We start from the raw sequence: 24,144 nt of genomic DNA on the forward strand, positions 1-24,144 counted from the left end.
GAAGCCATAACGGAATAGTCTATTCTTATTTTGTTAGCATTTTGATTATTTCTATTTCTGCTGGGTCATAAGCAATGCCTTCTTCATTTAAGACATCATGGAACCAGCGTTCACTATAGTTATTATCTCTGCGTTTTATTTCAGGCCACGGAATATAAGTTTGCGTTTTCCCTTTAACTAAACCCCATTGATAACAACCAATTCCTTCAGCCTTAAACAAAGGTAATTGGTCTTGTACTTTCGATTCTGCGTGACGTGCCAACCATTCAGTACACAGCATCGGGCGTTCATATTCCTTCAGGATTCCGATCGATTTTTTCATCAAATCTAGCGGCACATAGGCATGGAAAGAAATAATGTCGGACAATTCCAGTGCCCGGCGATCTGTCGGATGCTCATAAATCGGGGCATCGAGATCTAGAATATTGGCAATATGCCAGGCAGCTACAGTTAATGGTTGTGATGGGTTAATTTCCCGCGCCCAAGTAAATGCTTTTTCCATTAGCTGGTGGCTGTATTCTTCCAGTGCAGAGTCAAAGGCTTCTTCACCTGTTAAGGTGAAAATCATGCGGTTAGTGGGTTCGTTGTAAAGATCCCAAATAGCGATCCGTTCGTCTTGAGCGAAATGACCAATAATATCTTTGATGTAAAGCTCTACATGCCCCCATAAGTAAGGTTGCATTACGATATTACGACCAGGGCTGGCAGCGGCTTGGCTATTATGCAAACCGGGAGTCGGTTGCTTCTGTTGCCCAATATAAGGATGATCACCAGAAAATCCGCAATCATCCATTAGGGTCAACATCACTTTGATGCCAGCACCTTGACAAATATCGAGAAATTGTTCAATGCGAGCTATTAATCCATCACGGTCTAGCTGCCAGACCACAAAAGGTAAATTGGTGCGTAGCGTGTTATATCCCGCGTCAGCGGCCCATTGTAGTTCTTGGGCAATGTTTGCAGGATCGAAAGTATCTCGTTGCCACATTTCGGTCCAGTTAACTGCGGTACGTGGTAGGTAGTTAAAGCCACACAACCAGCCCTGTTTTTTATGCCATTCCCATGACTTTTCTTCAGACCATTTATTCATTTTTATTCTCGCTCGATAAATTATTAGCTCATTAGCTAATATATTAGCTAATTGAATAATAACAATGAGCTAATGCTTTAAGAGTGAGCTGATTCACGAAATTATTTTCACAGACAAACATAAGTTGTTTAATATCAATCAGTTGTTTTTTTAACAAAGTTAGATAGGTGGGAATTCTGATAAATGGAGTAAATACATGAGAGGTGAACTTAGCGGAAAGCTGATGCCTAATCCTGTTGACTAAAATCTGTTAGTATAAAAAGAGATGAAACATAGCCAGTATGAGTAAAATATGAGTAAAAAAACTAAAGTTACCATGAGTCACATTGCGGCTAAGGCGGGAGTCTCTCAATCGACGGTTTCATTGGTGTTGAATGGTTCCTACAGTATCAAATTAGCCGACGACACTAGAGAGAAAGTGCTGCGTATTGCCCAGGAAATGGGTTATGTCCATAAAGCAGTAGATCGACCGGTAGTGAGAGAAAAAATAGCATTAATAATTAATGGTTTAATCAATCACGACCCCTTTATTGAAGCCGTGAGTGCGGTTCAGCAGGCGGCTTGGCAACATAACAAACTATTGGCTATTTTTGATCAGGAAAATGAACCCGAACATTGTATCGCTTTGGAAGAGGAAATCAGTGGAGGAGGTTATCAGGGGGTGATTTATGCATCCTGTATGACTAATCAACTGGCACCGATGTTCCACAATTTATCTATTCCAATGGTAATGTTGAATGGTTATAGTCCTGAGCTGCCCGATGTCCCTTGTATATTACCCGCAGATAAGATTGGTGCTTATAAAGCCACCAGTCATTTATTAGATCAAGGATATAAACGGATTGCTATCTTGGCGGGTGAGTTGTGGATGGATGCGACCAATGATCGTATTTACGGTTATCGACAAGCCTTAATAAACCATGATATTTGCCCTGACGAACGCTATATCCAAGTCACCAACTGGTCATTAAAAGAAGCTTATAATAAAACATTGGTGTTACTGGCACTGACTCCTCGGCCAGAAGCCATTTTCTGTAGCAGTGACTATATCGCCTTGGGATGTTATCAGGCGATTTTGTCACAAGGGTTACATATTCCTGATGATATAGCGGTAGTTGGCTATGATAACCAAAGTATCGCTTCAGAACTCACCCCTGAATTAAGCTCAGTAGATTTACCCTATGGCGAAATGGGGGAACTGGCATTGCACACCTTGCTGAAAATTACACAACAGCAGTCTCTGTTATCATTGAAAATGAGAGTGGAGGGGGAGTTGGTCATTCGTCAGTCTTCAATAAGACCGGTTAAATAGCTCATTACCTATCGCTGCGACCAAGTGTAATATCAGCTATTTGTTCACATGATTTTGTTTACATAACGCCGCTATTACACTTGCAGTGAATCTGTCTTTTAATACTTCAGTAGAGCCTTTCAAATGAGGGAGATTTAGTCATTAATACTATATTAAACGTCTGTTTTCGAAGAAACTAAACTCCAGATAACACATATCTTATTTCGCTAACAGCGTTCAGCATCAGGCCCTTTGGTTAAGGTATAACGTAGATTTTGTCTAATGGCTTCAATTGACAAAATCCAGAATACAGTGCCAAAAAATTCAGAAATCAATGCTTCTGGGCCTGCAACCCATAACCATCCAGATAATCCGAGTAAAGGAACGACTAAACCATGTGCAAATACAGAAACACCGATACCAAAAACGATCTCGTGTAACATTTTTACTTTGGGAAGATATTCTGCAATTACGCAGTATATAATAGCGATGACTATTGAAAGATAATATGAACACCATTACCACCCCAATTAAGCGTGTAATCCATCCAATGGTAAGTCATCGGGTCAATATTTACCCCCTATTTTTCATAGTAATACTACGGATGGCGGTATGGTTTTAGCGGTTCTTAATGGCAGTATTGTTTCAAAACCAGATTTGACTAAAGCTGAAAAAATACCCGCAATAACACCAATGTAAATAGCAAGGCTGACATGTCTAGTATTTTTTAGTCAATTCAAAAACATTGAACATTTGATTTCCCTTAATATTAAAAATTAATATAGGGGAAAATAAATAGATGAATAAATTTTTGCTTAGTAGACAATATGTTTTATGGCAAATTGAGATACTGAGCCACATCACCCGTCTAAGCTAAAACTTATCCGAACCAATAAACCACTTAATAGCTCACTGTGTAATAACTCTGGGTGGGCTTTATGGTAAGTCGTCATGTCTTTTACAGGAATGGGAAAATTCGGCCCTGCCAATCAAAACCAGCGATGTGGTCTGGATCCCGCCAGATGTCAAACACTGGCATGGCGCATCCGCAACAGAGCCGATGGTGCATATTGCTGTTTCAGAATCACAGGACGATAAAACCGTGACGTGGATGGAAAAAGTCACGGACGACCAGTACCCACGATAATGAAATACAGTTTTTGCATTTTCTCTGAAACAGAACTGCACTGAGATATTCATGAACGGCAGACGAGTGAAATACACTGAGCTCAAAAATATTATTGATATCAGATGCAAAAAACCCATCCATTAATTAGCCCTGCTTATTAACTCATTCATTTTAGCAGCATAGTCATTTGTGAAAATCTCTCTATGATTCAATTATCCGCGATGACATGAGGAAAATATATTGAAAGCCTTACTGAAAACACTCACCGCCTGTATGTTGGTGGGCGGATTGGTTTCTCAATCTGCCTTTGCTGCCCCCACAGACCCTTTGGTTATTCAGTCTCAGGGAAGTTTTGCCGCAGGTGGTGCTGTCGTTACGACACCAGGGCAGTTTGATGCGAAAAAACCGCTGGATCCGGCAGGCCAGACCTATCATGGCGATCACGCCGCTGTGTTTTATCAGATCCCAGAGAACCCACACAAATATCCCATTGTGATGCTGCACGGTGCCGGACAGTCCGCCCGGACATGGGAAAGCACACCGGACGGCCGCGAGGGTTTTCAGAACATCTTCCTGCGTCGTGGTTTCTCGACCTATCTGGTTGATCAACCACGTCGGGGTAACGCCGGGCGCAGTATGGTGGAGGGGACTGTCAAACCGCTTGCCGATGAGCAACTATGGTTTAATCAGTTCCGTCTGGGTGTCTTGCCCGATTTCTTCGATGGCGTTCAATTTGCCCATGATAAAGAAACATTAAACCAGTATTACCGCCAGATGACCCCCAACACCGGCCCCTTTGATATCAACGTGATTTCAGATGCCATGTCAGCCGTCGTGGATAAATCCGGCCCGGCCATTTTGTTTACCCACTCTCAGGGTGGTGGCCCCGGCTGGTTTACCGCGATGAAGAACGCCAACGTAAAAGGGATAGTCGCGTTTGAACCTGGCAGCAGCTTTGTCTTTCCACAAGACGAAGTCCCGCCGCCAACCAAGAACGCCTTTGATACCCTAACGGGGGAGTCGGTGCCTCTGAACCAGTTTATGGCACTGACTAAAATCCCTGTGCTGATTATCTACGGCGACAATATCCCGGATAAACCGACGGTCTTGCCTGCACAGGATAGCTGGCGCGCCCGGTTGGCTGTTGCGCGTCAATGGCGGGATGTAGTGAATAAACATGGCGGAGACGTGACGGTTATCCATCTGCCGGAAATCGGCATTAAAGGAAATACCCATTTCCCCTTCTCTGATTTGAATAACGTTGAAATCGCCGATCTGGTCTCAAAATTCCTGAAAGATAAAAACCTTCAATAATCAATAAGTCGTGGAGTCGTTGGTGACTCCACTATTGCTTATAGCGGAGCGCATTCAACAACAACGTAAACGCTGGGGAAGTATGCTGCCGATTAGGATAGTAAAGGTGGTAACCCGAAATAAACGGACACCAATCTTGCAGAACGGTGATTAACCGCCCGGCTGCAATATGCTCGCTAACAATATCCTCAGGTATGTAGGCAAGACCGATACCGCACAGTGCGGCATTGAGTCGTAAGGCGATATTATTAAAAACTAACTGCCCATCCACCCGAACTTTAATTTCCCTTCCCTCTTTTTCAAACTCCCAGGGGAAGATGCCACCATAGGTCGGTAAGCGAATACTAATACAATTATGGTGAGTTAGTTCCTGAGGATGCTGCGGCACTGAATGTGTAGAAAAGTAATCCGGTGAGCCGACAACAACCATCCGAATATCCGGGCTGATGCGTACCGCGATCATATCCTTGGCTATCTGCTCTCCGAGCCGGATACCGGCGTCATAACGTTCCGACACAATATCTGACAGCCCGTAATCGACCATCAGTTCGATACGAATATCCGGGTATTCCGCCAGAAATGCTGACAGTGCAGGCTGAACGATATACACCGCTGGGTGTTCCCCCGCCGTTATGCGAAGAGTGCCTGCCGGGCGTTCTTTCTGTGCTTTTAGCCGCGCGATTTCGGTTTCAATTTCCGCAAGTCGCGGCGAAAGCAGATTAAGAATTTGTTCTCCAACTTCTGTGGGAGAAACGCTGCGCGTTGTGCGAGTGAGTAACCGCAAACCCAGTTTCTCTTCAAGCCCCCTGATAGTCTGACTCAGTGCTGACTGAGAGACACCCAGCTTCGCTGCTGCCCGGGTGAAGCTACGCTCTTTGGCGACCATGACGAAAGTGGCCAGATCATTGTAGTTTTCCATTCTATTTATTAGTCCAACTAATAAAGGCATGCAGATTATAGCACCTAATCTTATTACAGCGTGTGCGTTATGCTTCCTGGGACAGGTACATTTACACAGGACAAGACCATGAACACGGTAACATTGAATAACGGTATTCAGATGCAATTGCTGGGATTTGGTGTCTTTCAGATGACAGACCCCGCCGAATGTGAGCGGGCTGTTATTGATGCCATAGAGACCGGATATCGCCTAATTGATACTGCCGCCTCTTACCAGAATGAGACTCAGGTGGGTAATGCCCTGAAACAAAGCGGCATTGCCCGCAATGAACTCTTTGTCACCACTAAGCTCTGGTTGCAAGACACCAGTTATGAAGGCGCAAAAGCACAATTTGAACGATCACTGAATCGTCTACAGCTTGATTACGTTGATTTGTATCTGATTCACCAGCCCTACGGTGACGTTCATGGTGCGTGGCGTGCAATGGAAGAGTTGCTTGCTGCCGACAAAATCCGAGCGATTGGGGTCAGTAATTTTCATCCCGACCGCCTCGCGGATCTGATGGCGTTTAACCCCATTCCTCCCGCAGTCAATCAGATTGAGGTTAATCCGTTTAACCAACAGCTTCATGCCGTGCCGTGGATGAACAGTCGGGCTATCCAGCCTGAAGCCTGGGCACCTTTTGCAGAAGGCCGCAATGGTCTGTTTCTGAATCCCCTGTTGACAGAGATTGGCAAGAAATACGCCAAGAGTGTCGGCCAGGTCGTCCTGCGCTGGATCTTTCAACGTGGCATCGTTTCACTGGCTAAATCCGTTCACAAGGAGCGCATGATTGAAAATTTCAACATCCTGGATTTTGAACTCAGTGCGATGGAGATGACGCAGATAGCGGCAATGGATACGGCCACTAGCGCCTTCTTTTCTCATCGTGACCCGGCAATGGTTGAGTGGTTGGCCAATCGCAAAATGGATGTTTGATCACCCGCAGATACAGTTCAGCAGGAAGGAGTTATCACAGGTGCTGCGCCTAATAGAAAAGCGTGGCGCTCTGGAGAAAATGCGTAAAGTGCGCAATCCTGTAATCAGATTTTCCGCTATGTCATTGCTACTGGCCGGGCCAACGGGTCAACAAGACTCGTGATATTAGCGGCTTACAGGAGCCCTCTGCTAGCTCACTCGGCCCTAAACCATGCTCACTACTATCGATAATGATCAACACGTTATATTCCAGATGGGTTAGCCCATACTCACGTAACAGTGCATTTGCATTATCATTGAACAACTTGTACCGGAGTTTGACCAAGCGAACTAATCCAGTTTGACGACGGGAAAATCATGACGCCGACGTTGATTTACCGCCAGGTGCGATTCAATTGCCAGAAAGCTGTCTGAGGTGCATTGATTATCTTTCATTTACATATGTTACATATGTAACAAAAATCAAAAAAGATGTCTTGCTCTTTGCCAGGAGTTTTTAGGTTGGGTTCAAGACTAATGGTATGCGTAAGCGCACTCAAAGAATGTAAAGAATAACAACAATTGACAATAATAATCATTCACATCTACAATCAGCGATATGCGCGATTTAAAATATAAAAATATATTCATTACAACAACAACACTGATAATTTTTATTGTTGTTTGGCAACTGGTTAGCTTATCAGGGAAATTTAGTGTTTATATTTTACCCAAACCCATTACGGTTGTAAAAACAGCCTATGAACTGCTGGTATCAGGTGAACTAATTCGGCATTTGCTAATTAGCCTAGAACGTATTTTCTGGGGATATTTACTTGCTATTATTATTTCATCAATCTTAACATTGCTACTCTGCTCCAGTAGTGTGATCAAAAGTATCATTGACCCACCATTGAACTTTTTAAGACAAATCCCACCTCTCGCACTGTTACCATTATTACTTGCTTGGGTTGGCATTGGGGAAGAGCAAAAAATAGCCGTTATTATTTTGGGATGCTTGTTCCCTATTTTATTTAATTTTATCGGTGGTGTGGAACAAGTTGATAAAAAACTTATTGATGTTGCTAAAGTATTAAACTTCAATCAATCAGAAATATTTTATCGCATTTATTTACCGTCGGCCTTGCCCTCTATTTTAATAGGGTTAAGAGTCGGTTTAGGTTTTAGTTGGCGGTCACTCGTCGGAGCTGAATTAATTGCTAGCAGTGCGGGTCTGGGCTATATGATGCTTGATGCTGAATCCTTAGCCAGAACGGATATTATTTTGGTTGGCGTGTTCGTCATAGGTTGTATGGGCATGCTTACCGATTATCTATTATCTAAATTAATCAATAAATTGTCACCTTGGCATGCTCAAGAAAAATGAAAAAGCAGCGACTATGAATATTCAAAATTTATCTATTCATTACCCTAGCAATCAAGGCATTATCAAGGCGTTAGAAGATATAACCTTATCTCTTGATAAAGGGACGTTTTTGACAATTATAGGTAAGAGTGGTTGTGGGAAAAGTACACTTTTACAGGCCATTGCTAATTTATGTCAAATAGATTTTGGTCAAATAACTCATGCGAATAATAAAACCCCGAGTATTGGTTTTATTTTTCAAGAACCACGTCTTATGCCTTGGCTTACTGTAAAAGAAAATATTTCTTTTGGTTTACAACACTTAAAAAAGAAAAAACCAGAAGTAATAAAAAAAAGAATTGATGACATATTACAATTAGTCAAATTAGAGAAATGTGGTTATATGTACCCAAATCAGCTATCCGGAGGGATGAAGCAGCGAGTATCTATTGCTCGCACTTTGGTGACTCAGCCAGATCTCTTATTATTAGATGAGCCCTTTTCAGCACTTGATGCCTTTACTAAAAGAACATTACAAAATGAACTGCTTTCTTGGTGGAAAGATACAAGTAGCAGCGTCATTTTTGTCACCCATGATATAGAAGAAGCCATATTACTCGGACAAAGAGTTATTGTAATGGATGATGGGAGAATTACTGAAGATTTACTTATTGATTTAAAATATCCTCGCGAAATAGATCAAGACGAAGTTGTCAAAATGCGCCGTTATCTTACCGATAAACTCATGCCCAATTAACAAGAGAAATTTTTACTATGCAACACTTGATAAAATCTATTTTATTGGTAATCACTTTTATTATTCAAATACCAGCATTTGCTAATGATGCTGACACATTAAATATCACTTATGTGACGTCACCGTTTAATATGCCATCCATTATTATGCGCGAAAAAGGTTTTTTAGATAATGAAGTTGCAGTTTACAACAAACAAGTGAATAACTCCGTTATCACTTCAGGAGCAAAGCAGACCCAAGCAATGGCTGCTGGTAAAATTGACATTGCCAGTGTGCTGGGATCCTCATCCGCCATTTTAGCAAAAGCTAATGGTGCTCCAATTGAAATTATTGCTGCATTTTCTCGTGGCCCAAAAGCTTATACAGTTATGACTATGGATAAAAAAATTAAAAGTATTAGTGATCTAAAAGGCAAGAAAGTTGCGGGGCCAAAAGGGACGGTACTCAATCAATTGTTAGTCTCGGCACTGAAAAGTCAGGGACTTACCCTTAATGATATTGAATACATCAACATGGACATTCCTGCAGCAAGTGCGGCGTTACTATCAGGTAAAGTCGATGCCGCCACTCTTGCTGGGGCTCATGTAATCGATGCTGAAAAATCAGGTGCTGTATTACTTGCTGATGGTGAAGGGTTAATTAATCCAACAACGGTTATCGCCGCACGTTCTGATTGGGTAAAAAACAATCCAGAACTAGTAAAAGCCTATTTTTCTGCCCATTTGAAAGCTATTGATTTCATCAAAAAATATCCAGATGAAGCATTGGAAATTACAGCTAAAGAACAAAAACTAAGCTTGGAAGATGCTAAAAAACAATTTTTGTTGTACGACTTCAACCCTGTGCTGACCTCAGTTGATATTAAAAACTTAAATGAAGATCAAGATTTCATGATTGAAAATGGTATGTTACAGGGCACCAAACGTATTGATATTGCAAAAGATTTAATTTCCACGTCAGTGTATAAATAACGAACGGAAAAATAAATTATGAAATTTTCGATTTTAGATCCTGTGATCATTGAACCTAATTCAACGTCAGCAAAAGCACTACAGAGTTCTATTGATTTGGCTAGATATGTCGAATCTCTCGATTTTGCTCGTTATTGGATTGTCGAGCATCACGGTGTGCATTATGAAGCGACACCATCACCCGAGATTCTTGCATCAGCAATTTTAAGCCAAACAAAAAAAATTAACGTTGGGGTGGGTGGCTTTTTACTTAACAATTACAGCCCTTATAAAGTTGCTCAGATAATCAAAAGCTTAAATGCACTCTATCCTGATAGAGTAGATTTTGGTATTGGGCAATCGTCATCAGGTCAATTACAAGACTTTGCTCTGCAAGCAAATCGTGTATCTGAACCTAATTATAATCCTGACCAAGCAATGGATGAATTAATACGCTGGTTAGCTAATGATTTTGAAGCTGATAATCCGTTCTCAACCATCCCGATAATGCGAGATGAATCTAATTATGACAATATTTGGGCGCTAGTAGTGTCCGAATATAGTGCTAAAAGAGCCGCAAGCCTTGGTATTAACCTTGCTTGTAGTGCGTTCCATCAACCAGAAAAAGCGGTAAATAGTATTGCGACTTATCGTCAAAATTATCAACACACGATGAAATATAGCACTGCCAGTAAACCAAAAGATTTACTCGCTATTCGATTAATCGTTGCAGATACTCAAGAAGAAGCAGAAAAAATGGCGATGCCGATGCGCCATATATTCCATCAACGCAGAAACCTTAATATTATGCCTCTTACTATGCCAACAATAGATGAGGCAATTGCTGATGCAGGGGGAATATGGCCTGCAGAAACTTCGCCTTGGCCAATGTATGTCATTGGTGACAAAGAGCAGGTATATGCAAAACTGAGTAATATGATAGAGCAGACAGGCGTTAATGAAATCATGTTACAAGACGTTTTACCCACATTCGATATTCGCAAAAAAATGTATGCCAATGTGGCAGAATTGGCGCATAAATTACGCTAAGAAGTAGAAAGCACCGGGCGGTTGCTAAGCTGAACCAATGACCGGTGCTGATTATCGAACAAATGAACACCGCTGATGGCCCATGGATTGCATTCCAACACATGAAAATGACCGTCACTGTCTTCGATAAAGTCAAAGCCCACTTGGCCGCTGTAGCTGGTTTCACAGACAAACAGCTGAAGAAATTGGCGCACCGGTTCAGGGGGCATTCGCTGAAAGTAAATCCCCGAGCCACAGTCCACACGGTAACGAGAAAGCATCAGATGCTGCCTGCTGCGACCACATAAAGAGATTGCGTTGACCGGTAAACCACGATATTCGGCGATAAATGCTCAATTCCTGCGGATGAGTCATCGCGGAAAGCTTCTCCATTAAAGGACAATCATTCGGCTTTACCTTGCTAGACTCATCGCACTTCAATTATGACACCGAACCTACATGCCGGACATGTCGTTACTGATCAGTGACTTCAGACCAGAAAAAACCTTGCGCCTTCAATCACACTGAAATTTTTCGCCGCAGTACAGCACAAGTTTTATATTAAAGGAAAAGGCCCTAAGATCACAGATAGGGCCAATGCTCCATAGACTACTCAGTCGAGGGGACTATTTTAAAACCTAATATCAGAGCGTTGCGTGACATATTATTAATCTAAGAGTAGCCGGTTCTAGTGGTAACACACGAAAATACTAAGCTAATTATTTTAATAATATGCTAAATAAAACCGGCCCCTTATTTGTCAATTCGAGACAGTTATTTCCCACATTAATGAATATTCACTGCGCGTTAGAGGGCTGTGCCAGCAATGCATACCGGTTCAGAAGTTGGGTAAACCGGCTGTCTATCTGTTGGCTCAGTGCCAATGGCGGAGTTTGCCCTGACTCTAACTGCTCCTGATACTGCCGCAACAACTCTTCCAGTGGCACAGTCTGTGTTAGCGGCTGCTGGATAGCATAGACGGCAGATTTCAGTTCAGAGACAGTCATATATCCACGTTTTTTCTCATCCAAACTGTTCAGACGCTCAGCCAACTGCCGCAAGCGGTCTTGCGCCAGCGCGTAATGTTTCAGCTCCACCAATGGGGCAGCCCCACTCTCTCTTTGCTGCTGCCAGAAGGTACTCAACCGTTTGACCTCTGGATTAGCAGGCCACAGCTGTTGCGCCTGCGCTAATAGTGCATCACCCTGCCCCTGCGCCCATAAAGGTGGTAAATGTGCCAGCTGATCCAATTGCGCTGCACTGGCCTGCAACACGGGTTCCGCCAGCCGCGCCCACTCGATATCTGAGGCCTGATTCTTCAGTTCATCCATTGATTTAGTTGTTAACGGTGCAGGTAAAGGCGCAGCGCGAGCTAACAATGCCTCTTCCAGCGTAGCGGATGACCATGACTGCCAGATAGCAAAACTGCCCGCCATTAACACCGCCATCAGCGATAACCCGGCAACAAAACCCTGCCCAGCCTTCCAGCGCGGAGGCGACGGCGGTGCGGACAATACCACCTGAACACTCGGTGGAGCCGGTTCGTTGACAATATAAACCAGTGGCTCTGGCTCACTGACTGCGGCAGATGACAATGTGGGCTGCATTTGTGGTTCAGAGATATCAGCGTGTCGCGCCGGAACCGTCAACCGGTCTGGCGTATCAGAACTCGCCTCGGCACTTTCCAGACGCAATGCTGCGTTATGCAACATCAGGCGAACACCATCTAATTTACTCAAATGCTTGAGTTCTAAAGTTTGTAGTTGAGTACACAGTTGCTCCAGCGCACGTTCAGCCCGATACACCTGAGCCAGGTCGCCATAGCACAGTGTCATGGTGCGCCAGACTTGCTGTAATCGGTCACTCAACCAAGCCAGTAACGCTACTCGGGCATGAGTTTGTGGTGGCCACAATGCGCTCCATTGATGAGATAGCAAGCCCGCCAGCAGCTCCAGCCCTTCACATAATCCTGCTAGCCCGGCAATATGAGTTCGCGCCAGGGTAAAATCTACCGTGGTCTGCAACTCAACACCGTTTTGGCGGAACAGCGCTAAACAAAGCTGCTCAACCCGCGCCCAGTCAACATCGGGGCGGGCGGGATGATGTAACTTGCCAATTTCGTCACGTAAGGCGCTGAATTCAGTAAAATGGCGGGGATCACCGCCAGTTTTCAACGTACGCTCGGTATTCGGTGCCATAGTTTGTCTTCCCTGATAAAACATTAAAACGACTCCCTCGGATCGAGGTAGTGTTGTTGCTTAAGATGGCGCATCAGCACCCGGCCTTCTGGCATAAACGCCGTGCCATACCGCACTAGCCCCAGCCCTTTCAGCTCGGCCTCAATGCCGTATTCCAAATGCCCCGGCGCGGTCTGTGGCAATAAAAACACCTGTAAACTTTTTAGCCGCGGCTCGTATTTCAGCAACACATCTGAGAGGGTATCAATTAACTGATGAGCGGTCCCCGGCATGCCTTGCAATATTTTAGTCATATCCGGAAGCCCGAAATCAGGTAAATGAGAAATGGTTCCAGCCCGGGAATTGAGTATCCGCTGGATATTATCCAATACCGATAATATGACCTGTTCTTCTTCACTCACGATATTGAGTGGTAAATCACCGCTGAAGTTACCGGTGAGGATTTCATACAGAGAGGGGGAGTTTTGGTCCATATATTTACCTGACTGAAAATATATTACGTCCATCATTATCAGTACAACAAGATAGTAACTAACTAAACTTATAGAAAGTAATTCATCACTGTCATTATTTTTAAGTAAGAACACGTCATCATAAAACTAAAAATAAGAAAATCTAGCAGTAAATTACACCCAATATAATTTAATTTAATATAAAAAAGGATAAATAGCCAATCACAAAAATACATCTAATCATTACAATAACCCCCTATTGGCATAACTCTAACAGGGAGTAATGAATATCATTACTAATGAGTAAATAGCATACTCTTCAGAAAAAATAAATATCACCCTGCAATCTTGTGAAAAATAATATCTAGAGTACTCTTGTTCAAGGCCGAATCTAAGCTATAACAGTTAATCACAACAATTACTGAGGTAAAAAAATACTAGATTTAACTAAGCCCATACTGGGTATCACTTCTACTTAATGTGGCTCAATATTTCTAACTATTTTTCTTGTTGTGAATTTTATTTACAATAGTAAGATCTAGGATCACAAATAAATACCCCATAAAACCAGATAGGAACATTAATGTTACTCTGAGAGGATTTGTGCTGTACCATGTGGTAAACATAATGATAAATACCGACACTATCATTACTAATGAAAACCTTGCTTTCAGAAATGGGGAAATAAACACAGCAGACATTACTATAAAATCCATATAAAACATAACAAAACCTAACGTCACCCCCTGCTCTGGGGTTTAAAATAGCCCATATACCATTCATGACCTAGTTGATGGATGGAGAAAACAACAAAACACGCCATTAATGCTATGATGACCTTGAACACAAAGATTTTATTTATTCCATATCCCATATTTTTCTAGTCGCTAAAATAAAAACATATCCAGTTACTACACTAGCCCCCATTAATATAACTCTAAGAGGGTGCAGTGAATACCACTCAAAGAATAAATAGCATATCCCACAAAATAAAATCGCAAAACCAACCCTGAATGTTGTAAACAAAGTTACAAGTAAAACAGGAGAAGCAATCAATAAAAAATAAAAAGATATAAATATCATTCCAACGTTTCGGTGAGAAGTAATATCGAACATACCTTTGTACAAGGCTGAGCCAAAGCTGTAACTGCCAATCATAATGATGACTGATACAACAAAGATTATTAGCTTTAAAATAAACTGACTTTTGATGCCAAACGCCATCGTTATATAACTCATTTTTATCTATTGGCCTTCCTTGCACGATTAGATCAATTAGCTATGTACCCTGACAGCAAGCAACAACATCTTTACGCAGAGCCATTTAATCTCAGGCTGAGGGCATTTCCATCGAGCGAATCACAAAGAAATCCTGCGAAATGCGAGCACCTTGGTCCACATTTTGTACATTGTGAACAAACCAGGCAAACATTTCTGGGGGAGCATTGTCATCAGGCCATGGCGGGGTCACCCCCTGATAGGCAGCATGAGCATATTGCAGAAATCTTTTCGCCCTTCTTAAACCCGGCTCATACACATCAGGTACAATATAGCGCCGTTTGTCATTAGGATTCGTTTCTATACTGTTTTTTATCCCCACAGCAGCGCTGTGAACATCATCCAGCCAGCCCCAATTTTTTTTCAGAGTATCGCGTTCAGTCCTAAACTGATCGGCGATCCTCTGTGCTTGCGGTGTAATACCTAACATTCCCGCAGAGGCACCGGCTGAAGCCATCACCTGTTCACGCTGTTCCTCATACTTCATACATTCACTGCGGTATTGATAAAATTGTTTCCCCAGCCAGTCAATGTAGCTGTCAAGATGGTAGTTTTGCGCGGCAACACTGAGCTTTTTATAAGGCACAGCTTGCTGGTAGATTTTTGTCCACTGCGCGACAGACTTGTTATTGACGCTATCTTGCATAACAAAATAGGCGGCAACATCGGTATCTGTTTTATCAAGCGTCTGGAAATCCAGAAAAGGAACACCAGCCATGGTTGCTGCGCGGTACATTCGGTGTAGTGCTACCCTGCACAGTTCCGCACTCGGTTTTTGTTCATTCGGTTTCAGGCCGCCACCCACATCCTCAGAGCAACCGGGCAGTAATTCTTCCAGATGCGTTTCCTTGTTTCCACCCAGACGATAGAGACTACGCCAAACCCGTGTTTCATGTGCCGCGACCAGATGCAGGGCACTTTTCACCGCTTCAGGTAGCGCAGAATATTGATCAATGGATTTATCACCCAACAGAATACTGACCCCTCTTACCGGCCCGCCAAACGCGGAAACAAACCAGTCCACACCGTTGTCGCTGCTGGCGGGGGTATGACGGGCGCAATCAAACAAACCGGTAAAGATAATCTCTACGGGAATATTTTGGTAAAAGTATTTATCTCCCTGCTTCTGGCAAATATCACCAAGCAGAGTATCGATAAATTTACGTGCAAGGGTTGCACCAAGATCAAAGCCAAATAATGAAATAGAGATCAATTCAACCGGAACTTGACTGCTGGATTTAACTCGATTAAAGAAACGCTCAAAACGCAATTTCGCGGAACCAATCCGTGTATCAATACCAGTTACTAGCATATCTGCAATGGCGGGATTATCACGCAACCAAGGAGTGGCCTCAATACTGACCTTCCTGACAGCATTTTTTACCGTATCACCTGCTAGTTTCTTCCACTCAGTGGGGTTAACAAGCTTTTTCCTTGTATCTTCTAATACCTCCCACCAGCTGGTGCCTTTCAGCAATTCCATGCCCGCCTCTTTTACAAGATCTTCTGGCTGACCTTTTAAATCATCTAATACAGAACTTTGTGCACCATCCATAATGGTATGGATTTTCTCAGCCAGTTCTTCATTAAATGGCGTTCCTAGACCTGAAATATAAAATTTGTCATAACTTAGATTAGCTGTATTCTCCTGAGGACTTGGATATGCCCTGAATAAGCGCGCCACGTTACTGAGACGTTGCTCTGGAGCATCCTGCTCAATATTGCGATGAATACCATCAAAAAATAAGCCAACATGCCAGATTCGTGAGCAATTGCTCAGCCCTGTATCCTCTGCCTGTTGCGCACGGTTTGCGGCAGCAATAATGCTTTCAATATCCATTATTCGGCTCCTGTGTTACAGCGCTGTTGGAAGCATCTGGTCGTTTTTCATAAGGTGACCAGGCATTATCACTCCAACCCAGCAGGACTTTATCACCGGGTAAAAAATGAACGTGCAAATCATTCTCCCCCCATTTACGTTTAGGTAGGGACATAATAACTTGGCGCGTTTCTGTACGAAGCCCTGCATCGTATTGAGTACGAGTTGTGCTTAATGTCCAGATAACTTCAGCCGTTTTTCCACTGATGCTTCCACAACAAGTTGCCGCCCCTCCTCCGGCAGAATAGGGATTTTTTTTGTATGCAGAAGCATTCGCCCCAGCCACCCCATTAACACTAAAACCCAGAATAGGCCGGTCAATTTCACTGTGAATAATCAAGGTTACTGGCCCAGTCGGCGGGCCCCATATAGATGCCCAGACCAACCAGCCGCCGTATGCCAGCACCATCGCCAGCAAGCTGCCCCAAATCCATTTCCCCCAACGGGCATAACCGCGATTCACAGCACCATCAATTTTTTCCAGCCGGTTAAAAAAATCCATCTTTTCCCCATCTCCAATAATTATCTGGCTGCATGATGAGTGAGAATTTGTACCAGCGATACTTTCCCCTCGCTCACGTTTCTCAGCGATACCTGCATCTCTTCAGACTCCAGTACGTTCTTGCCCCCATTGAGGTAATAAAGCGCATACAGTTTGCTGTCGACGCCATCAGCCATCCCTGCTATTTGTGCTTTATCCAGCGCTTTAATCACCATATCGCGCTGTGCACAAGGAGGAAAATGCTGGCTTGCGGGCATCTTCTGCCACTGAGTTAATACAGTGCTGATTGCCGGTTTATCTGCAATTTGTTGCCAGATTTCCTCATCCAGCTTGAGTGTGCGGTTTCTGGCATTTTCTACTTTTGAAGGCTTAATAGTGATTTGCCGCCATGCTTCTTCTGAGGGTGCCCACCACTGCACGATGTCCTGAAACAAAAATGTGTGCCATTCCTGTTCATCACATTGCGCCAACAGGCTAATCACATGCCGGGTATAAAATCGTATCAGTGCCGTTGTATTGTCTGGGCGAATCATCGTACAGCCGTATGAAAGCTGCGCTGCCAGAGAACCGGGATAACGAGAAGAAATGATAACGCCAGCAATGCCGGGCGTATCGGCCATATATTTTGGTAATTTTTCTCTATCATCAACAGCAAACAACCACGGGCCGTAATTTCTGGTATCGGTAAGCTGTGGGTGAAGAAATAGTGAATATAAATCCGACGAATATGCTGCATAAAATGCCTGAAACTCTTCAGGGCTTTGCGCTCCGCCTTCCACCAACAGGAATACCCTCAACAATGGTGGTCGGGCCATGTCCAGAGATCGGACAGGAAACCTTATCGCCTTTACGGGCGACACCAATGCCACCAAACTTCATTTTTTCTGAACTGGTTAATACAGAGCCACCATGAGTGGTTTTATCGCCTTTGCGAATAATATTTAGCATATCGGTCTCTGGAGATTAGTTGTTGCTAATAATTTAATATAGGAGGGTTTTATTTGTATATTAATTATGGATATATAGTTATTAACTAATGAATATATTATCCGTAAAACTATTTATTTTTATTCATATCTTTGCAGTAATCTAAAAATGCGTTGTTATGTTTTTTTACTAGTGAGCTAGTGTCGTTTTAAAAAACGTGATAATGATAAATCAAGACTAAATAATCATCATTTATAATAAACTAATTATAAATTAATGGGCATATTTCAGATTATTGATTAGCCTTTGATACATGTATAAATTCCGCCAGAGCAACTCCATCTTGGCTAAACAATGTATTATACATCGCAACAGTAGTGTCCGAATAAAAGTAAGAAATAAGTGTTTTTTGTTTTCATATAGTTAATAGAACAAACATTCTTATCACTAATAAGGTGATTTTTTATTAATACTTATATCAACCCGTTCATATAGAATATTTAAGTTGCTAACGACGTCAGAGCCATGTTCACCAAAAATATTTACATTGAAAACTTTATAAAGCTTCTACACACTATTTATTTGTACGTCACTTGAATACACTTTACCTATAAAAATAAAGAGAAATAAATTTTTATATGCAACATATCTAAAACCTCAATTTATAACTCAATGAGAAGAGTCATATAATGAATTAACTCCAAGAGAAGAATCCGTTATTCTCTTGGTTAATTTACACTATTCCAATAACTTTGCTTTCATGCAAGGCACTCTCGTTCCCCCATGTTTGTGGATCTAAAACTCGCGTTCTGATTGTGTGTATGGAAGTTTTCGGTTGCCTTTAAAAAAAAAGCCATCACCCCGTATTTAGGATACTTGATTTAAGAAATCTTAAAATATTAATTTCTTACACAACCCCAACATATATTTATATATTACCGCTTTTAATATCTTTCTATCTAATTTATTTTCCAGCAAGATATTTTCTTATGTCTGATGCATTCTTATACTTGAATTTTTTATCTTTACTTTCACACATTGATAAATTTTGGTCATCGTTTATTTTTAAATCCGGTGATAAAATACCAGCATTATTATATGAATACGCATAGACTTTATAGCACATGGAGCTAACATTACTATTAGACTCACCCCAGGAGATTAAACTTACAACCTTTCTTTTTAAAGGTTATTCCATAAAGAAAACAGTAATTACATTGGGTGCATAGTTTTTTTTATTTTTGTAAGTTTCAACAATGGTCTCACCTACTTCATCCTCTCGAATAAATTTCAAATCTCCATTTAAAATATATTTAATATACACATTAGAAATACCTTTAAGTAAGAATGGGCCCTGAGATACTACTTCATTACTTTCCAAATAGTCTCTTCCAAGACGAATGTCTTTTTTAATTACCACCCCGGAATTTTCACAAACAAAGTGGTTAAGGCTTGGCGGTTTTTTCCATGTGGTATTTTCAAACCTAGTGAAACCTTTGGCAAAAACATTGTCTAGTTGTTTATTAAAAAAGTAAATTTCATCAACAATCATTACACCATCAATTGAAGAGGAACTCATACTGACTCTTACTCCTTCAGCAATCCCCCAAGGACATGAAATACTAAGTGTATCTTTGATCGCGGCCGTAGTTGCATTACCTTCCAGCACAATGTCAATACTTTTAGATTCATTATCTCCTTTAACTATCAAAGAGTAATATTGATTGCCATCTGCATCGTCAACTCCCGGTTCAATCGTAAACTCTAGAGCATAAGAATTTGTTATTGAAAAAAGAAAAATCATCAAACTAAAATATTTCATCGAAAATCCCTTCAGATAAAAATGTTTTTAAATTTTCAAAACGGTCTTCATAATGATCATCGTAAAGATTTACAATTCTAGTTATGGAGTAAGATACGTCTCTAGTTACACCTTGGTCTGCAAGACTGAATAATGAATGAAAATCCCAAAAATAAAGGGCTGAACGAACAGCGTAAACCGCCTCAAGTAAAAGATCAGGGTTTTCTTCAAAATCAATTCGTTGATCCCACTTACTTTCATGGTAACGAGTGAAAGAACCGTAATTTCCTCTGAATGTTAATTGTTTCATTCCCCTCCCCCGATATCTCCATCCATCACCACTTTCCAAGTTCCCATTACCAACTCTGGTCGCATAAGCTTTGTTAGCAATATTTTCTGCATTTGCGGCTTGAGTCCCTGGAATATACCCATCGAGTTGAGCTTCTGCTGTATGGTTTCTATAATAAGCAAACTTACTCACAAGTACATTAGGTCTATAATTAAAGTTTTCTTTAAGGTTAAATGCTGGTCCAACCTCCTGAAATACCTGAGCCATAAAGTGATACAATCTATCTTTGGTATTAATATTACATGCTTCGAAACTGTTCGATAATTCCTCAGCAATAGAGGAAAGTAAAGTATCAGGCGCATCAGTAGTAGTAGTCCATATTTTTCTAAGCATAGCGGTTGTGATTTTTTTACTCATTCTCACTTTATCAAAACCCATAAAATCTAGCACAGAAAATTTGTCACATACTTCTTGATTACTAACCAATTAAATGAAAATGCATGAACTTTTTTTAATTTAAAACAAAGTAAGCCATAAAAAATAACGTCGCTATACTTAATTTAATAATATTTTTTTAAATATTTCATTATGGATTCTGCATTTTTATAGCTAAAAATAAGTCCTGATGAATTGTATCCATCATAACCAGATAGATTCCCATCATTTAATATTTTTTTGTTTACTGAAACCCTTCCATTGTAGTATTTATATGCAAAAGTTTTATAATATTTCGCATTTATATTATCTTCATCCCAAGACACAAGAACAATTACATTCTTAACATTATCGATTGGTGTAAAAAAAACCGTTTCAATCTCAGGTACGCCATCATACACCTGATAACTATCAATGGACTCTATTTTTAATCCACTCTGTGTAATAAACGAAATGGACTCATCTTTCTCTTTGATAAAAGAAACAGTTAAATTATTATTTTTATCTAGAGGAAATGGTCCTTGAACAACATTGATAGCTGCCTGACATGGTAATATTATGCTAAAAAAAACAACAATAAAAAACTCTTAATCATAAATAATTACTCCAACTCTGAATTAAGGCCAAGAAGAGGGACTACTTTATTATCTCTCTTAAGTCTATCGGCATACCCATTCTGCCCACCATTTACAATTTGCGTAACAACAGAAACTGTTGAATTTTTGGCTAAGTCTTTTAGATATTCGCCACTTCTATTCGTTTTTATCCAGAATGTAAATGCTGACTCTATTCAAAATTCAATATCAGTAATTATAAGATCAGGATTAGCTACAAAATTCTTATGATCATTGTGATTCATTTTATTGTGGACTTCTATTATTACTTACGTGTTAACATTGGATATATAGTCATTAAGTAAAGCCGCATTAGCAGGTGAATTCTGTTAGTTATTTACCTTTAGGTATTTAATTAAATCCATATTACAGTCGTAATCACTAAATATCTTTAGTTATACTCTAATTTATTAGAGTGTCTTTTTTAAATCATGCAATTATGAACGCATCAAATATGAATACATAACCCGATCATTAAACTACTTGATCATTAGTTAATGAAGCATCCTTTCTTTCTTTCAGTCTACATCGTAACAACTCTCAATATCCAGTATCAACAGTAATGACTAAATGAGTCCCTGATTGTTTTTCCTGAAATTCATAAGTAACGGTCTCGCCTCCATGAAGAATTGTCACTTTCAATATTTCTGGACTTTTCCACTGATAGCTCACCATTACATCATTAATAGCATATTTTAAATTTTCCTTTGATAGAGTTTCTTTCATGAGTTTGCCAGTAGTCGAGGCCTCTCTTATCTTAGTGTATGTTTCATTAATATTTTTTTTGATAAAATCACATATATACTTACCCCCACCATCAAACGTTTTATTTTGGTTAACATTCTTGCAATAGTCTAATAAAAAATCGCCATTATTTTTATTAACTGGTAGATTCGTATTAACCCTCTTAAAAAAAACAGCATAATAGTGATCAATCAAAACTAAATAATCATCATTTTTAATGATCTCACTATAAATAGATGGGCATATTTCAGATTGTTCATTACCTCTTAATAAATATATGAATTCCGCCAGAGGAACCCCCTCCTGACCAAACAACTTCTTATACATCGCAACTGTAGTGTCCGAATGAAAGTAGAAAAGAGGTGTTTCTTTTGTTTTTCTATATTTAATTGAACAAATACCCTTATCACTAAGAAGAGAATTTCTTATTATAATAATTTTGTCATCAACATTTATCCCAACCTTTTCATATAAAATATTTAGGTTGCGAACAGTGTCAGGGTCACTTTCACCAAAGATATCTACACTGGAAACCTTATAAAACTCCCATGCACCATTAATTTGTACATCACTTGAATACACTTTACTTATAAAAATAAAGAAAAATAAATTTTTATATGCAACATATCTAAAACCTCAATTTATAACTCAATGAGAAGAGTCATACATCTTATTCAAAAACAAATTTCTTTCAGATATCCTTCTGGATACCAAACCAGATACTCCCCATGCCATATTTAATATTTTATTTTTATTTTTATTTTTTTGCTTTTTTGCTTTTTTGCTTTTTTGCTTTTTTGCTTTTTTGCTTTTTTGCTTTTTTGCTTTTTTGCTTTTTTGAAGGGTAGTGATTTCAAATAAAACTTGATGCATTACGGTTTTTAGTCATGGTAGTATTTTATTAAAATAATCAATTTCTTGTTGATATCCATTGTATAAACAATCACTAGTTCCTGTTATTTCTGCATCCGTACCTTTAGAATAAAAAGTTTCCAATTGACATTTTTTTGCGTTGTAATATCCCATATTTCTCTTAATACTAAAATTTGTTCCTTTTTCTCTGGGTTACTATCTATTTGCTCATTTACTATATTATCCAATAGTTTAACAACTTCAGCGACCCTATTTCGAGATTTCATATCGATTTCAGACAGCTGTTTATTCTCATTGCTAGTAAATGCAGTCATGCTGTTAACTGAATAGCAAAGAGTGACGAGAAAAACAATGAATTTCATTCGATTCATATTTATCATTTCACTGCAGTATCGGCCTTGGCCATGCAACTATAATCGTATTGGTAATGTGAATACCGCGTTGGTATGTTCTCTGAATACTGACAAGATAAAATCCATTACATCTCCCTCAAGATAGCCTCCTACGAACCGAATTAATAACAAAAGTAATCAATCAGGGAATGATTTAGTCACAATTCGACTGCCTTGTTCTTCTTTACTGAAATAGATCCTTGTTTCACCACCATCAAATTGCTGTGTAATAACAAGATGATCAGGTCCATTCCATTTGTATTCAACGACAATACAACCATTATCGCATTTCATGGAAAAACTTTTGTTTAACGCTATTTTTTCCTGCAAATGCGCTCTATCATCACTAACTAAACTACTTCGATACTTCTGGTAAGAGTCCAAAATATCCATGTTTTTATAGTAACAATCGACAATATAACCATGCTCATAAATTTGTTCTGGGGTTTGTTCCTTATGTGCACATGCAACAACAGAAACCTTATCTTCTTCATTCACCTGAGAATAAATGATCGCTCTATTTTTAAGTACAAAAACTAATGAGTTATCAACTTCAATAAAGTATGAAAATGGATAAACGCATTCAATCGAAGGATTTACCGGAGTAATCAAACCTAACGTATTCTTTAGTTTAACATTATAGCCAGATAAAAATGTTTTATATAAGTCAACTGTTTTTTGACTATTCCAGTATTGCAGAGGAGTCATTTTTTCTTTGCTGTACTCATACTTACAAACACCATTGACAGTTACAGTGGTATTATCAATAACAATTTCTCTTCCTTTAAAAACCTCATTTACTAAATACTCGGCTACATCTTCTCCTTGCGGATCGATGCGATCAGAAACGACATAACTCCTCCATACCATTGAATTATCAGTCAATAAAGGAAGATCGGAAGCAGAATTGTCTACGTTAGCATTTGCAACAAATGAAATCAGAATGAATGGCAAAACCAATAGCAACTTAATCACA

23 protein-coding genes and 4 pseudogenes are annotated in these 24,144 nt (G+C 40.2%); 9 read left to right on the top strand and 18 right to left on the bottom strand.

The genetic code is table 11. The features are described from left to right. Positions 1–25 precede the first annotated feature (25 nt). Entirely contained in the window at positions 26–1,090 is a 1,065-nt protein-coding gene (locus OVO64_RS18450) for a cellulase family glycosylhydrolase (RefSeq protein ID WP_038630806.1), read from the bottom strand. A gap of 292 nt (positions 1,091–1,382) precedes the next feature. Between OVO64_RS18450 and OVO64_RS18455 the strand changes: the two genes are divergently transcribed. Beyond that, positions 1,383–2,402: a LacI family DNA-binding transcriptional regulator gene (locus OVO64_RS18455; protein ID WP_038630804.1), complete on the top strand. Its 1,020-nt coding sequence runs from the start codon at positions 1,383–1,385 to the stop codon at positions 2,400–2,402. Between the two features lie 206 nt (positions 2,403–2,608). Here OVO64_RS18455 and OVO64_RS18460 read toward each other — a convergent pair whose 3' ends face one another. Continuing rightward, entirely contained in the window at positions 2,609–2,878 is a 270-nt protein-coding gene (locus tag OVO64_RS18460; RefSeq protein WP_315850464.1) for a DUF1440 domain-containing protein, read from the bottom strand. A gap of 461 nt (positions 2,879–3,339) precedes the next feature. Between OVO64_RS18460 and OVO64_RS18465 the strand changes: the two are divergent. After that, a pseudogene (locus tag OVO64_RS18465) lies at positions 3,340–3,528 on the top strand (cupin domain-containing protein); the annotation flags it as partial. A 222-nt stretch (positions 3,529–3,750) separates the two neighbouring features. Further along, on the top strand, positions 3,751–4,824 hold the full coding sequence (locus tag OVO64_RS18470) for an alpha/beta hydrolase (protein WP_145509688.1): 1,074 nt from the start codon (positions 3,751–3,753) through the stop codon (positions 4,822–4,824). 31 nt (positions 4,825–4,855) lie between these two features. Here the strand turns inward: OVO64_RS18470 and OVO64_RS18475 are convergent, their stop codons facing one another. Then, the gene (locus OVO64_RS18475; protein ID WP_038630800.1) at positions 4,856–5,743 is read right to left on the bottom strand and encodes a LysR family transcriptional regulator; all 888 of its coding nucleotides are present in this window, start codon (positions 5,741–5,743) and stop codon (positions 4,856–4,858) included. A 108-nt stretch (positions 5,744–5,851) separates the two neighbouring features. Here OVO64_RS18475 and OVO64_RS18480 point away from each other — a divergent pair, with 108 nt between their 5' ends. The 5 genes from OVO64_RS18480 (at position 5,852) to OVO64_RS18500 (ending at position 10,805) form a co-directional block, all read left to right on the top strand. After that, the gene (locus OVO64_RS18480; RefSeq protein WP_145509687.1) at positions 5,852–6,703 is read left to right on the top strand and encodes an aldo/keto reductase; all 852 of its coding nucleotides are present in this window, start codon (positions 5,852–5,854) and stop codon (positions 6,701–6,703) included. A 598-nt stretch (positions 6,704–7,301) separates the two neighbouring features. After that, positions 7,302–8,069, top strand: coding sequence for an ABC transporter permease (locus OVO64_RS18485; RefSeq protein ID WP_038630792.1), 768 nt, complete (start codon positions 7,302–7,304; stop codon positions 8,067–8,069). Positions 8,070–8,082: 13 nt separating this feature from the next. Then, complete coding sequence (locus OVO64_RS18490) at positions 8,083–8,805, top strand: ABC transporter ATP-binding protein (RefSeq protein ID WP_158501186.1); 723 nt, start codon at positions 8,083–8,085, stop codon at positions 8,803–8,805. A gap of 17 nt (positions 8,806–8,822) precedes the next feature. Further along, on the top strand, positions 8,823–9,776 hold the full coding sequence (locus OVO64_RS18495; RefSeq protein WP_038630788.1) for an ABC transporter substrate-binding protein: 954 nt from the start codon (positions 8,823–8,825) through the stop codon (positions 9,774–9,776). Positions 9,777–9,794: 18 nt separating this feature from the next. After that, the gene (locus OVO64_RS18500; protein ID WP_038630786.1) at positions 9,795–10,805 is read left to right on the top strand and encodes an MsnO8 family LLM class oxidoreductase; all 1,011 of its coding nucleotides are present in this window, start codon (positions 9,795–9,797) and stop codon (positions 10,803–10,805) included. On the opposite strand, the gene OVO64_RS18505 is transcribed toward OVO64_RS18500, so the two are convergent. After that, entirely contained in the window at positions 10,802–11,065 is a 264-nt protein-coding gene (locus tag OVO64_RS18505; protein WP_186377417.1) for a hypothetical protein, read from the bottom strand. The two genes, OVO64_RS18500 and OVO64_RS18505, sit on opposite strands and share 4 nt — an antisense overlap. Beyond that, positions 11,049–11,165 (bottom strand): annotated as a pseudogene (locus OVO64_RS18510) (LysR family transcriptional regulator); the annotation flags it as partial. The pseudogene OVO64_RS18510 and the gene OVO64_RS18505, both read right to left, overlap by 17 nt. A 10-nt stretch (positions 11,166–11,175) precedes the next feature. On the opposite strand from OVO64_RS18510, the pseudogene OVO64_RS18515 reads away from it, so the two are divergent. Continuing rightward, a pseudogene (locus OVO64_RS18515) lies at positions 11,176–11,374 on the top strand (DsbA family protein); the annotation flags it as partial. Between the two features lie 207 nt (positions 11,375–11,581). Here OVO64_RS18515 and OVO64_RS18520 read toward each other — a convergent pair. From OVO64_RS18520 to OVO64_RS18580, 13 genes and pseudogenes are all read right to left on the bottom strand, one after another. Next, the gene (locus tag OVO64_RS18520; RefSeq protein ID WP_145585939.1) at positions 11,582–12,982 is read right to left on the bottom strand and encodes a VasL domain-containing protein; all 1,401 of its coding nucleotides are present in this window, start codon (positions 12,980–12,982) and stop codon (positions 11,582–11,584) included. Between the two features lie 23 nt (positions 12,983–13,005). Then, positions 13,006–13,455, bottom strand: coding sequence for a type VI secretion system baseplate subunit TssE (gene tssE, locus OVO64_RS18525; protein WP_038630773.1), 450 nt, complete (start codon positions 13,453–13,455; stop codon positions 13,006–13,008). An 837-nt stretch (positions 13,456–14,292) separates the two neighbouring features. After that, complete coding sequence (locus tag OVO64_RS18530) at positions 14,293–14,658, bottom strand: hypothetical protein (RefSeq protein ID WP_038630768.1); 366 nt, start codon at positions 14,656–14,658, stop codon at positions 14,293–14,295. 106 nt (positions 14,659–14,764) lie between these two features. Further along, positions 14,765–16,552: a phospholipase effector Tle1 domain-containing protein gene (locus OVO64_RS18535; protein ID WP_267248934.1), complete on the bottom strand. Its 1,788-nt coding sequence runs from the start codon at positions 16,550–16,552 to the stop codon at positions 14,765–14,767. Continuing rightward, positions 16,542–17,093 (bottom strand): DUF3304 domain-containing protein, encoded by a 552-nt coding sequence (locus OVO64_RS18540; RefSeq protein WP_267248935.1) that lies wholly within the window; start codon positions 17,091–17,093, stop codon positions 16,542–16,544. Before OVO64_RS18540 ends, OVO64_RS18535 begins: the two co-directional genes overlap by 11 nt. Before the next feature lie 20 nt (positions 17,094–17,113). Next, positions 17,114–17,872 (bottom strand): DUF4123 domain-containing protein, encoded by a 759-nt coding sequence (locus OVO64_RS18545; protein ID WP_267248941.1) that lies wholly within the window; start codon positions 17,870–17,872, stop codon positions 17,114–17,116. Positions 17,873–17,876: 4 nt separating this feature from the next. Further along, positions 17,877–18,041, bottom strand: a pseudogene (locus OVO64_RS18550) (PAAR domain-containing protein); the annotation flags it as partial. A 1,168-nt stretch (positions 18,042–19,209) separates the two neighbouring features. Then, positions 19,210–19,842, bottom strand: a complete 633-nt coding sequence (locus OVO64_RS18555; RefSeq protein ID WP_267248936.1) for a hypothetical protein — start codon at positions 19,840–19,842, stop codon at positions 19,210–19,212. Beyond that, the gene (locus OVO64_RS18560; RefSeq protein WP_145509470.1) at positions 19,829–20,527 is read right to left on the bottom strand and encodes a glycoside hydrolase family 19 protein; all 699 of its coding nucleotides are present in this window, start codon (positions 20,525–20,527) and stop codon (positions 19,829–19,831) included. The genes OVO64_RS18555 and OVO64_RS18560 overlap by 14 nt, the downstream gene beginning before the upstream one ends. A 143-nt stretch (positions 20,528–20,670) precedes the next feature. Continuing rightward, positions 20,671–20,946 carry a hypothetical protein gene (locus OVO64_RS18565; protein WP_051957629.1) on the bottom strand — a complete coding sequence of 92 codons (276 nt, stop codon included), beginning with the start codon at positions 20,944–20,946 and terminating at the stop codon, positions 20,671–20,673. 753 nt (positions 20,947–21,699) lie between these two features. After that, positions 21,700–22,485: a hypothetical protein gene (locus OVO64_RS18570; protein WP_038630735.1), complete on the bottom strand. Its 786-nt coding sequence runs from the start codon at positions 22,483–22,485 to the stop codon at positions 21,700–21,702. 66 nt (positions 22,486–22,551) lie between these two features. Then, complete coding sequence (locus OVO64_RS18575) at positions 22,552–22,776, bottom strand: hypothetical protein (protein ID WP_267248937.1); 225 nt, start codon at positions 22,774–22,776, stop codon at positions 22,552–22,554. Positions 22,777–23,306: 530 nt separating this feature from the next. Beyond that, on the bottom strand, positions 23,307–24,143 hold the full coding sequence (locus OVO64_RS18580) for a hypothetical protein (RefSeq protein WP_145510205.1): 837 nt from the start codon (positions 24,141–24,143) through the stop codon (positions 23,307–23,309). Between the last annotated feature and the right edge of the window lies 1 nt (position 24,144).

It is taken from the genome of Yersinia sp. Marseille-Q5920 (genome assembly GCF_946902935.1).
Taxonomy (GTDB): Bacteria; Pseudomonadota; Gammaproteobacteria; order Enterobacterales; family Enterobacteriaceae; genus Yersinia; species Yersinia rochesterensis.